A 13,036-nucleotide genomic window follows, 5' to 3' on the forward strand; every position below is an offset into this window, starting at 1 on the left:
CTCTCATTTACCCCTTGACTGCACCCGCTGTCATGCCCTTCATCACCTGTTCCTGAAAGATCAGATATACAATAATGGTAGGAATAACGGACAAGGTCATCGCAGCAAGGGTTAAACCATAGTCGGTCTGATATCCATCTGCAAAGTTCGCAATGGCAAGCGGTAACGTTTTCAATCCGGTTTTATTAATAAACACCAGCGCAAAAGAAAAGTCATTCCACGCATGCAGAAAGCTCAAAATCGTCACGGTTGAGAGCGCAGGCAGAGACATCGGGAGCATGATTCGTGTAAAAAGCCCCCACAATCCCGTGCCATCCATGAACGCCGCCTCTTCAATGTCACGCGGAATGCTAATCAGATACGCAGTAAGCACAAAGATCGCTGTAGGCAGTGCAAAAGCAGTATACGGCAGAATTAAAGCCCAGTAGGTGTTCAAAAGAGACATCTGTTTCATCAAGATAAATAATGGCACGAGTGTGCTATGAATCGGAATAAGCATTCCCACTACAAAAAATGTCATCACAAGGCCTTTCCAGCGAAACTGGAATCGGGCCAGAATAAAGGAGGCCAGTGCCGCGATAAACAGTGTTAGCACCAGTGACCCCGTAGACACAATCATTGAATTGCCAAAAGCAGTTCCCAGCTTCGAGCTCTCCCAGGCGTTCACGAAATTGGCTGCATGCCAGTTAGCTGGCAGACCAAAAGGCCTGCTGTAAAAATCCTCGTTTGTTTTGAACGCACTAAGCACAAGCCAATAAAACGGATACAATGTTAAAATACCATATACCGTAAGCAGCGTCCAAACGATTCCGCTGCGCATCCGGCGAATTGAATGCCCTGCTGGACCTCTCGATGTTTGCATCGACACAGGTGAAACTCGCATGAGTGCTCCTCCTCCCTATCCCTTTTCTTTGCGTCCACGGCTGGTTACCCACTGACTTGTTCCAATAAGAAGCAAGGAAATCAACACGATGGTGGTTGAGATGGCACTGCCGAAGCCGTAGCGATACGTCGCAAACGTCGAGTTATACATATACGTAGCAAGCAGCTCCGTTGCGTGAGCCGGCCCGCCTTTTGTCATAATGTAGACCAGATCAAAGGACTTCAGACTACCCGAAATACACAAAATAATAGCCACCTGAACCGTACCCCAAATCATCGGCAGCGAGATGGATACAAGCTTGCGTCCCCCGGATGCACCGTCTATTTTGGCAGCGTCATGAATTTCTCCCGGAATGTTCTGGAGCGCTGAGATGAAAATAATCAGGTACAGCCCGACAAAGCTCCAGAGCAGCGGCGGCACAAGTGAGAAGATCGCAAGCTTTGCATCGGATAACCACTGCAGCTTCCAGCTCTCCAGCCCGAGCGCATCCAGCAGAAAGTTCAGAATGCCGATCTGCGGATGATAAATGTACTGCCAGATCATGCCGATGACCACCGTGGACAGAACCATCGGCAGAAATACAGCAGAACGTAAAAATCGCTGTAGCGGATTGCTCTTGTGCAGCATCACTGCCAGCATCAAAGCTAATGGAATCTGGCCGAACACTGAAGCCAGTACAAAAATGACGTTATTTTTCAAGGCTCGCCAGAAGATCGTATCATTCCATATTTCTACATAGTTGCTCAGACCAATATACGAAGCTGCTCCAATGCCCGACCAGTTGAAAAATCCATAATACGCCGACCACACAACCGGAACAAACACAAACAATGCATAGATGATCACTGCCGGGGCCAAGCCCAGCATAATGAAACGTCGGCTTCGCAGTGCGTTCAATCGGTTCACTTCCCCTCGCTAATCTAAAAACCCCTCCCCTCCCGGGAAGGGGAAATCCCTTGTGATTACCTTCGCTCATTCACTTACCCACAGCTGCAGTCAGTACGTATGTTCTGAGGCCTATTGACTCACCGCATTTGCTTGAGCCGCCTGGATTCGGCCCGCTATATCCTCCGCTTTGCCGCCCATCAGCAGCTCCTGCAGGCCGTTATTAATGACCTCAACGGTAGCCGAGCCCAGCTTCGAATCGTATACCGGCGTAATTTTCACTTCCTGCATGAGATCGTACAGCTCGACAAACAGTGGATGTGCCTTCGTTTTATCCAGTTCAATCTTGTAGCTCACGAGTGTGCTGCTGTCCAGCGTAGCTTTCTGACCCTCCGGGCCAGCGAGTGCATAGAACAGCTGCATGGCAGCTTCTTTTTGAGCACCACTTAATTTTTTGCTAACACCCAGCCCCGTTCCGACCACACCTGACGTTGTTCTTGCTTCACCTTGACCGCCCTTCACCGGAGGCAGAATCGTAATATGTGTGTTGTTCAATACGTTTTCGGGAGCATTGTTGACCAGGTTAGCCAGCGCCCAGCCGCCATTCATGACCATCGCTGTTTTCCCTTGAAAATAGAGCTGCATCATCTGTGTTTCATCAATACTGTTAAATCCGTCCTGAAAAGCCTTCATGTTGCCAAGCTCCTGCATTCGATTCAGCGCATCCAAAAACACAGGGTCTGTAAAGCTTGCCCCATCCTGGGCTACCGCCTTCAGAAACCAGTCCGTACCCGTTACCCGGTCCGCCAGTGTACTAAAAATCGTAGATTGCGCAACCCAATTTGTTTTGTTACCCAGCGCCATCGGAATAATGCCCTTGTCATTGAAGGCAGCAATCGCTTTCTCCAGCTCAGCCCACGTTTCAGGCACCTTGACGTTATGCTCCTTGAACAGTGCCTCATTGTAATAAATAAAAGAGCTTGGCGCCAGATTCATCGGTACCGAATAAATGTTGCCGTCCACCGTATATCCATCCAGCGCACTCGGAATAAAGTTGTTTTTCCATTCCGGCTTCGCATCAAGCTCTGCGTTAATCGGCTGCAGCAGATCTCCCTTCACAAACTCCTTGGTCATCGCATCCGGCCACATTACAAACAGATCGGGCATCTCATTCGCTGCCGCGACTGTGCGCAGCCTTGTCTTCAGTCCATCCGTTGGCAGTCCTTCATCCACCACTTCAATGTCCGGGTGTGCCGCACGGAAATCCTCAATGATCTGACGCATGGCTACCGCCTTGGCATCCTGTCCAGTCCAGTTGTGCCAGATCGTCACAGCGACCTTGTCCCCCCCGCCGCCTGCTTCGGACGAATCATTATTGGTGCACCCTGCCAGAACGATCGTGAACAGGGTCACTGCCAGCATGCCTGAAAGCCATCTTTTCAACATCTTTATACTCCCCCTTGAGCATTGGATATCTGTTATTGTAAATGGTAACGCTATCATACCGTAAGGAGACAATACGCGGATGCAGGGGTGAATTATATCGGATGCTCTTTTCTAACAAAAAAAAAGCCCCCCCCACAAGCGATATCATCATTGTACCTTTAATGATATCACTCTCGGAGAGCTCTTCTATAAATGGTGGATGGACATACATCCCATCCACATCCGTATAAGATAAAAAATAAATAAGTTCGAAATCAGTTGAGAGAAACGGTAATCCGTTTTCGTTTTGATAAACGCATGAATTATTGAATACTGTTCTTCACCAATGCTGCAAAAGCTTCAGAACCTGTGACGGTCAGATGCACACCGTCTTTCTCAAAATATTCATCATGACCCTCACTTGCCCCATACCAGTCAATAAGCGAAACATTGCTGTAGTCCGAGGCTGCTTCCTCCAGAGCCTTGTTAACCGTCCGCTCCCAAGGACGCGGAACACGAACTGTCACAAGGTACACATGGCTTTCATCCTTCAAGCCGTCCAGCACGGCCTTCAAACTTTTGGAATTAAATGAACCGTTCGTTCCAAGCTCAAGCACCACCTGACTGCCCAGCCGTTTGTTTCGCTTCATATCCTGGAGCACGTCTCCGGCCTGCCACATCTGGCGACCGATATGACCATCCACATAGACACCGCCGATACTCTGCTCCAGATACGGCTTGGCATCCAGAATGACCGAGTCTCCAATAATGGTATAATTAATGGTGCCATCCTGTACGACAGGCTTGGATGGTATAGCCGCTTTGACAGAATCCGCTTTGTCCTTATTCCCGTTCGCAGGCTCGGACCCGGATTGATCTGCTTGCCCGTTATCCGCCACAGAAGAACTTGAATCAGGTTTGTTGTCTGATGCTTCATTCTTCTGACCTTCAATTCCGCTAGAGGAATCGTTTGTCTTCGAGGGTCTGGAACCTGCTGCATCCCCGGCTTCCGGCTTGTTATTCTCTTCCGGTTTGCCTTTGCCACCTGATTCCGAACCTGCTTGAACATCCTGATTCGTTTTATCAGAACCTGCCGATTTCGTTCCAGCCGGAAGAACGTTCTGACCCTTTTCTTCTGCAGACTTCTCTCCGTTTAACACCGTAGACATCGACACTGCATGAGAATCGGAATTGGCTGCAACAGGCAGCACCATCTGAGACACACTGTAACACAACAACAGAAGTGTCATTAACAGCCCTGTACGTTTCCACCACACATGACGGGGAACGAGGGACGTCCGGCTTCTTCCCCACAACCTGGACAAGGAGTCACGGAAGCCATTATACCGTATCGGGTTTTCAATATATTTTAATGACATGGACGCGAGTATTACCGTTGCTATCACCTGAAGCACCATACGCACAGGATGTGAACCCCCCGTATCTACAACCGGACTCGTTAATACGATAACCGGATAGTGCCACAGATACATTCCATAGGAACGTTCACCAATCCAGCGAAGTGGCTTGGCACCAATGATGCGAGCCAATAAAGATGAGGGATGAGCAAGCACGGCGACAAGGACAGTCGCGGCAACAGCCTGCAGCACCATGCCCCCTTGATACAGGAATGAATCATACTCACTGGTGTTCAGCATCATATAGATCAACACGGCAAGAGCACCCAGGCCCGCAGCATCCAATGCCATCCGGTTCATCGCAGGTAGCGCATCGGAGAGCTTGCGACTCGGCCAGACTACAGCTAATGCAGCCCCGGCCAGCAGAGCAAATGCACGGGTATCTGTTCCATAGTATACTCGGCTGGGGTCCAGATCAGGGTTATACATAATCACCATTGCACCGGCAGACAATTCCGCTGCAACAACGATGAACACGACCAGCCATCCTTTTCTTTTGAACAACATAATGGCAGCGATCAGTAGCAGTGGCCAGACCAGATAAAACTGCTCCTCTACAGCGAGCGACCAGAAATGTCCAAAAGGTGATGGTGGCCCGAAGCTTTCGAAATAGGAAACGTGGTGAAAAATATACCACCAATTACTTATGTACATCATCCCGGATAGAATATCCCCTCGCAATGAGGCAAGCCGGGACGGGTCCGTGCATGCCAGCCAGAGCATGACTGCCGCTGTCATTGTCAGCATTCCTGGCAGCAGGCGCCTGAACCGCCTGAACCAGAAATCCACGAGCGAGATGCGCCCATGCTCCCGCCACTGAGATAAGAGAATATCCGTGATCAGGTAACCGGACAGAACAAAAAATATACCAACACCGAGCAAGCCGCCCGGAATAAAATCCAAATTGAGATGATACGCGATTACGCCAAGTACCGCGATAGCCCGCAGGCCATCCAGACCGTTCATATGCCTCTTTTTTTTCACTGCTTGTGACATGCGCGCCCCTCCTTGTAACTGCCAATCCACATCCACGGTGATCGGGGCATTTTGGAACCTTCGGTCGTTCTGGTTGTTATTAACATACGTATTGCACCTTCCATCTTTCATTTACAACATAAAGAAGACGTTTTGCCTATAGATTTAGTTGTATACATGGTACATCTGATATCTATTTTATCGTGAGATCACGATTACGATTAGTATTATACGCCCGAAATCAGCTCGAACACGTTACAAGAATAGTTACAATCGAGTTGATTTCATGTAACCTTTCCTGCCAGTATAACCAGCTGTAAAATCATACTGCAAAATGATCGTTTAATATAGCCCTTTTTATCTTCTGGGCAAAATTACCTTGCCTCTAAAATAGAAAAAAGCTGCCGACTTGCTCAGCAGCCACTATCCATTATAAACCGATCTGCAACCGGATTGAAAGTTTTGCTTCGAATTGCATCTTCTTGCCTAGGACTCTAGAGGTGGAACGGATGAACTTTTTCCGCAGCATCTGCATCCAGAATACGATAACTGGAACGTCCCGTGTACATCGGAATCTGGAGCTTTTCCAAATCTACCATGCCATTCTCCAAAAAATAATAATCGTCCCGATACCGCTGCATCACTTCACCTGCAATCCACTCATGATCACCATAGGTGGTAATATTAATCACCTTACATTCATAAGCAAAGTAAGCATCGTCCAGAACAGGCACATTCACCTTCAACCCATTGCTGTACGTAATACCAAACCTGGAGAATTTGTCCGTATCCTTACCGCTAAAAGTTCCCGCTGCCTGAATCCATTCTGAACGTTGGGCAGGCAAAAAATGGACACCGAATACACCACTCCGCTCGATTAATTGATATGAATACGTTTCTTTCCGAAGCGAAATGCCGTATACACCTGGAGAGGACCCGATATACGTATGCCACCCAGAGGCCATTACATTTTGTCTATCTCCATCACGCGAGGTAACTACAGCAACCATGCCGGGATAAGAATAAAACATCGGCTCATCAATCGGTTTATGCATTATGCCCCCTCTTTCCAGTTTATTTCATCCTTATTTTCATTATAATGGAATTTAAAGCGGCTTGAAAAGAATTATTTTAAAACATTTTGCGTCGATTTTCCTCTCTGTTGCTGATTGATGATTTCGCTCTAAGATCGTTATCAGCATGGAACGGCTTAAACAGTAGCTTCTTCATAACGCGCCTTGGAAAATATAAAGAAATACGGCAGCATGACAACCATGCCGCCGCCCTGACACGCCGTATAGCTTTTGTGAAAACAATTAATTGCACTTGCTATAACCGCAATTACTGCACGTTTTGCAGCCCTCAATATTGATCAGAGATGCCGAGCCGCATGAGGGACACAGGTCGATGGATTGCACAAATGTCTTTTGCTCCTCACTTCCTGTTTCATGCCGTTGTGGGATCGGTTCCTGTATGTTGGACCATTCGGACAGGACCTCTTTCGCTTCACCCTTCTTGTCATGCTGTGCTTCCATGATGTCTGCCTTGTCCTGCACCTCATGCATTTGCACATGGCTTTCCAGCGCTTTGGCGACTGCATCTGCAATCGACTCCACCCGATTGGCACCGAAGCCAATCGCCCCTGAACCACCAATTCCCTTCAAATGTTTAATCAACAGCTCCACCTTGTGACCGTGGTCGCCATACCGCAGGAACAGTGAGCATACACGGCCCAACGCTTCTGCCATAGCAAACACATCCGAGCCTGCCTTGCCTACGTTAAGAAAAATTTCTCCCGGCGTTCCCTCCAGATCATTAATCGTAATGTATGCCATGCCAAACGGCGTATTGATCTTGTACGTTGCACCGCGCAGCACCTGCGGACGGCGTTTGTACTGTTTATCCACTACACTTTGGACCGGATTCTCCTGTGGCGCGAGCAAACGATTAATCCGCTCCCCAGCCTCCGGACTGGAAGCTACGCTCGGTTCATCTAAGCTGGTGTTCAACCTTCCGTTCTCAGAACCGATCTGACCTGCCGACTCATCCCCCTGCACTGCTTGTTTCTTCGGATCAACTTCCGCATGTTGATCCGAAGCGGCATGCTCTTCTTTCTTCGACGTGGAGAGCACCTGCACGTCTCTGCTGCCATCCCGGTAGATGGTTACCCCTTTACAGCCGAGTTCAAAGGCAAGCTCATACAGCTCTGCGGTATCCTGTACCGTAAAATCAGCCGGGCAATTCGCCGTTTTCGAGATCGAGCTGTCCACCCATTTCTGGATGGCCGCCTGTACGCGAATATGATTTTCAGCCGAGAGATCCATCGCCGTCACGTAATAATCAGGCAGCGGTTCACCGGGATGCTGCTCCAGCCAGTTCTGGGCAATCGGCACAAACTGCTCATCATACCCGAGACGGCTCTGACGAAAATATTTAAAGGCAAAATACGGCTCAATGCCTGTCGATGTGCCCACCATCGTTCCCGTGCTGCCCGTGGGTGCCTGTGTAATCAGCGTCACGTTACGAATCCCTTTTTCACGGATCGCCTCTTCAACCTCCGGGTACACCTCCGTCATCTGTTTCATAAATCCGCTCTGCAAGTATGGTTCTACCTCAAACGCCGGAAATGCCCCTTTCTCCGCAGCCATGTCCGCCGAAGCCAGATAGGCCTCCTTTGCCATGAAGCCATACAATTGATTCAGAAATTCAAGTGATTCCGGGCTGCCATAACGGATACGCAGCTTGATCATCAGCTCCGCCAGCCCCATTGTGCCCAGCCCCACCCGGCGTTCGAGCTGCTGATTGATTCGGTTTTCTGCAAAATGATATGGTGTCGCATCAATCACATTGTCCAAAAATCGGGCCGAGATGCGCGTCGTTTCCGCGAGTTCCTCCCACGCCACATCATGATTCACTTCATCATAGAATTTGGAGAGGTTGATCGCTGACAGATTACACACTCCCCAGCCTGGAAGGCCTTGTTCCCCACACGGATTTGTACAAATAATCGGATTAAAATACCAGCTGTTGGACATCTGGTTGTAATACTCCATAAATACAACGCCAGGCTCCGCTGATTTCCAGGCAGATTCAATGATGGTTTGCCATATTTCACGTGCCTTTATAGTCCGATAAGAGATGACCTTGTGACCTGCTTCCTTCCATTTGCTCAGATCGCCATCCCAAACTTTATCGTACTCCGATTCACCGGTATCGGGGAAAACTAGCTCCCAGTCACCGTCCTGCTTGACGGCTTCCATAAATGCGTTGCTTACGCAAACTGACAGATTCGCATTGGTTACCTGACCCATCGTTTGTTTGACCGTAATAAAATCGAGCACGTCCGGGTGCCAGTCATTCATCATCAGCATCAGCGCACCGCGACGACTGCCGCCTTGTTCGATGAGTCCAGTCGTATAGCTGAACAGGCCACCCCAGGATACCGAGCCGCTCGATGAACCATTCACCCCTTTTACGACAGCCCGCCGTGGACGAAGCGAAGACAGGTTGATGCCCACGCCACCGCCGCGAGCCATAATTTCGGTCATTTCCGTCAGCGTCTTCATGATGCCGCCCCGACTGTCCTGCGGAGAAGGAATGACATAACAGTTAAACAGCGTCAGTTCTTCGCTCGCCCCTGCCCCGGCCGCGATACGTCCACCCGGAACCAGCTTCCAGTCCTCCAGCACCGAGCGGAATCGGCTTTCCCAGATGGCGCGCTGCTCCGGTGTTGTTTCAACAGAGGCAACGGCTTTGGCCAGTCGGTCCCACATCTCTTCTGGTGTTTTCTCGATGGTCAATGTCAGCTTCTCCACATCCGTCTCAATGACTGCATCGCTTCGTGTACGCACTTTAACCTGCTGTCCCTGCCGCTCTACAATCTCTCCGACTTCCTTCATCGGGAACTTGGGATCGTCCTTGGTCAGAACAAGCACAATATCTCCAACTTTTGCATGCGACGAATCCGCATCCTTCCACGCGTAACGATCCAGAAAGATTTTCTCGCTGAGCCCCTCCAGCTTGTGCTTATGCTTGTGGTCCTGACTATATTCTGGTTGATTCGGTTGTGTATTGTTGGATGTCATCGCTACAATCATCCTCCCTGAATAGACTAATCCTCTGATTCACTTCACACCTGCGAATAAAATATGCATCAACACTACATATAGTGATATAAACCTATTATATTACACAATATATTGATTTTCTATGTGATTTCCGTCATAGACTTACCATATAAGCTGCCCGGACTATGTCAAGTTCTCTTCTAACCCTCTTATACGCACTCTCGCGCAAATGATGAATTTTCTGAGAATCCCATCGGCAGCATGACAGAATTGCACTTCAGGTTATGAACTGCCTCTCCTTCGTCCATACTATTACCTACGAATAAAACGTCATCTATTTAGCATGACAGGGGAGGACGCAGCATGAACCGGAAACATCCGCAACATACGATACAGCCTGAAGTCGAAATACCCGTTCCGCTGGAGTTTGATCGCAGCTGGCTGAACCAGCTCGAATCGCGTTTGGATAAGGGGGGCCCGTGGGGAGACTATCGCCTCTTTCAACTGGGCATTCAGGCTGAGGAAACCAATCTAATCCCGAACTTTGACGAAATTCAATGTCTGAAGCATCTGCAAGGTTTAACCCCGTTGCCTCACCAGATGGATACGGCACGCAAAGTATTATTTGAAATGTCGGGCCGGGCCATTCTTGCTGACGAGGTGGGTCTGGGCAAAACGATAGAAGCTGGCCTTATTTTGAAAGAGTATATGGTCCGTGGTCTTGTCTCCAAAGTGTTGATTCTCGTGCCTGCATCCCTTGTGCTGCAATGGGTGCGTGAGCTCAATTCCAAATTTGGCATTCCTGCCGTTGCCCAGAAAAAAGCGTACTCCTGGCAAAATGATGTCGTCGTAGCTTCGATGGATACCGCCAAACGGGACCCGCACAAAGACATGCTATTAGGTATGGACTATGACATGATCATCATTGATGAAGCGCATAAACTCAAAAACAAAAAAACGACCAATTATCAATTCATGCTGCAATTGCGCAAAAAATACTGCCTGCTGCTCACCGCTACACCTGTGCAGAACGACATGAGCGAGCTATTCAACCTGATCAACCTGCTGAAGCCTGGTCAGCTTGGGCGTCAAGGGGATTTTGCCGCCAACTTTGTGGTGGATAAACGTGTTCCCAAAAATCAGGAGCAGCTCAAGGATGAGCTGTCCAAAGTGATGATCCGCAATAGACGTGGCGAAGGCCCGGTGCAATTCACCAAACGGAACGTTTCCAACGTCGATCTTCATCTCTCCCCTGAGGAGCAGGCACTTTACGAAGGAGTCACCTCCTTTGTCAAAGACCAGTATCAGGAGGCCGGCGGCAATCTCAGCAGCATGCTCTCCCTCGTCACTTTACAGAGAGAAGTATGCAGCAGCCGGGATGCGGTGTTTGTAACCCTTGTTAATCTGTCAAAGAAGCTGCCTCTCGACTCCCCGCTGCGGGACAAAATCTGGGAGCTCGTGGCACATATCAAGGCGATTAAGGAAAATACAAAAGCGGAGAAAACGATGGAACTGATTCGCGATATGAATGAAAAGGTCATTGTTTTCACCGAATATCGGGCTACACAGGAATATTTGCTGAATTATTTTCGCAATAACGGGCTTACAGCCGTTCCTTATCGGGGTGGCATGAACCGGGGGAAAAAAGACTGGATGATGGATCTCTTCCGTGGACGTGTGCAGGCGATGATTGCAACAGAAGCGGGTGGTGAGGGCATCAATCTGCAATTCTGTCATCATATGATCAACTTTGACCTGCCTTGGAACCCGATGCGGGTAGAGCAACGGATTGGCCGGGTTCACCGGCTTGGCCAGCAGAACGACGTGAATATTTTCAACCTGTCCACCAAAGGCACGATTGAGGAGCACATTCTGCATCTGCTGCATGAGAAGATCAATATGTTCGAGATGGTCATTGGCGGTCTGGACGTTATTCTGGAGCGACTGGAGAAAAATGAATCCATTGAAAAAAGTCTATACAAAATTATGCTGGAATCCGAGAACGAAGATGATATTCGCCGCAAAATGGACTCGCTCGGGCAGTCGCTGCATTCCATTCAGCGCGACGTTGCAGATAACGTTGCAGATAAGATACCTCTGATCACCCAACTCGATCTTCACAAAGGAGGACGCTGATTCATGACCATGTCACCGCATGAAATACAGGCTTATGTTCTGACTTACCTTGAAGCGCTCGATTGTCAAATACTTGAAAGATCACCTGCCCATGTGACGGTTAAGCTGTCGCCTGAAGCGGATAAAGCATTGACCAACCGCCCCTATTACTGGGGGTTTGTTGAACGTGTTGGTGTGGAGCCGGAGACGATGTCCTTTACCTTTGTGTTTGACCCTGAGGCTTATCAGCAGATGATGGAAGTGGCGGAAGCAAAGGTAAAGGCAGCACAACCTGCTTCGGCTGCAAATGAAACGGGCTCAAACGCACCCAAAGATACCATTCTCGGAAAATATTTTGGCATTACACCCTCCATGCCGCAGCTTGGTCCTCGTATTCTGCGAGAGGACGTCGTATATGGCAGCCGCAGATTACAGCAGATTTTTGCAGCGGCCCGTGATGGCGGAGCTTTTGTCAATCTGTTTGAACAGGCTGCCAAACGACAGATTCGTGCAACCGCTCCCGCTGTATATGAGCCATGGCTGGGAGTTTGCTTCAAAATCGAATTTGCCTGTGACCTGAAACGGGAGGAGCTGCACTTTCTTGGCATTTCCCTTCGTTCAGGTGAGATCATAGAAAACTTCGGCAGCAAGCTGAATCGGCGAGACCTTAGTCCAAGACTGGCTGAGAACATGCATGCCCAGGCACCCAAAATTTCTCTGGCCGATGCAGGTGCTGCCCTCGAATTACATCTGACCCGTCAGTTAAGCAAGCTGGATTACAGCTGGGCTGAAAAAGCTCAGGAACGATTGCAGCTGGAGCTGGATGTAGTCGATGCCTATTATGAAGCGGTGCTGCGGGAAGATGTGCCCGTAGCTGCGGAACCTGATGAAAAAGCTCCTGAACAGAGCGCTACGAGCCGGTTAACTGCCCGTGATACCACCAATATCCGGGTTATTCCTTCAACTGAGACACCACCGGCTCATACGGTCAACAATCGGGTTCGTGGCATGCTGGAGCCAGTCACCAATGATGCAGAGCTTGCTGCTGAACCTGCCGGGGTTGCTACGGAAGAGCAGGTTGACCCGGAGCAGGAAAAAGCAAAACAGGCGGTTATGGATCGTGAGGCGATGCAACGGCAGTATGAGACACGGCGAACCGAGATGATCTGGCAATATGAGCCAAAGGTGAAGGTTACTGCAATTAGTAGCGGCATGTTTCATTTAAGATAGACGAGTACACTACTTTTCCTGCAAATGCTGGCAAAAGT

8 protein-coding genes are annotated in these 13,036 nt (G+C 49.2%); 2 read left to right on the plus strand and 6 right to left on the minus strand.

From position 1 onward, the window contains the following. Window positions 1-7: 7 nt before the first annotated feature. From DFQ00_RS01270 to DFQ00_RS01295, 6 genes are all read right to left on the minus strand, one after another. Window positions 8-862 carry a carbohydrate ABC transporter permease gene (locus DFQ00_RS01270; RefSeq protein ID WP_244213670.1) on the minus strand — a complete coding sequence of 285 codons (855 nt, stop codon included), beginning with the start codon at window positions 860-862 and terminating at the stop codon, window positions 8-10. Window positions 863-898: 36 nt separating this feature from the next. Beyond that, window positions 899-1,780, minus strand: a complete 882-nt coding sequence (locus DFQ00_RS01275) for a carbohydrate ABC transporter permease (protein ID WP_110893367.1) — start codon at window positions 1,778-1,780, stop codon at window positions 899-901. A gap of 120 nt (window positions 1,781-1,900) precedes the next feature. Continuing rightward, window positions 1,901-3,214, minus strand: a complete 1,314-nt coding sequence (locus tag DFQ00_RS01280) for an extracellular solute-binding protein (protein WP_110893369.1) — start codon at window positions 3,212-3,214, stop codon at window positions 1,901-1,903. A 302-nt stretch (window positions 3,215-3,516) separates the two neighbouring features. Next, on the minus strand, window positions 3,517-5,607 hold the full coding sequence (locus tag DFQ00_RS01285) for an acyltransferase family protein (protein ID WP_110893371.1): 2,091 nt from the start codon (window positions 5,605-5,607) through the stop codon (window positions 3,517-3,519). 473 nt (window positions 5,608-6,080) lie between these two features. Beyond that, a complete protein-coding gene (locus DFQ00_RS01290; RefSeq protein ID WP_110893373.1) occupies window positions 6,081-6,641 on the minus strand; it encodes a flavin reductase family protein in 561 nt (186 codons plus the stop codon). A 261-nt stretch (window positions 6,642-6,902) separates the two neighbouring features. Continuing rightward, complete coding sequence (locus tag DFQ00_RS01295) at window positions 6,903-9,671, minus strand: adenosylcobalamin-dependent ribonucleoside-diphosphate reductase (RefSeq protein ID WP_110893375.1); 2,769 nt, start codon at window positions 9,669-9,671, stop codon at window positions 6,903-6,905. Window positions 9,672-10,016: 345 nt separating this feature from the next. Between DFQ00_RS01295 and DFQ00_RS01300 the strand changes: the two genes are divergently transcribed. Beyond that, the gene (locus tag DFQ00_RS01300) at window positions 10,017-11,789 is read left to right on the plus strand and encodes a DEAD/DEAH box helicase (protein ID WP_110893377.1); all 1,773 of its coding nucleotides are present in this window, start codon (window positions 10,017-10,019) and stop codon (window positions 11,787-11,789) included. Window positions 11,790-11,792: 3 nt separating this feature from the next. After that, on the plus strand, window positions 11,793-12,998 hold the full coding sequence (locus DFQ00_RS01305; protein WP_110893379.1) for a YqhG family protein: 1,206 nt from the start codon (window positions 11,793-11,795) through the stop codon (window positions 12,996-12,998). Window positions 12,999-13,036: the final 38 nt, after the last annotated feature.

The sequence above is a fragment of the Paenibacillus barcinonensis genome (assembly GCF_003217495.1).
In the GTDB taxonomy this organism is placed as follows: Bacteria; Bacillota; Bacilli; order Paenibacillales; family Paenibacillaceae; genus Paenibacillus; species Paenibacillus barcinonensis.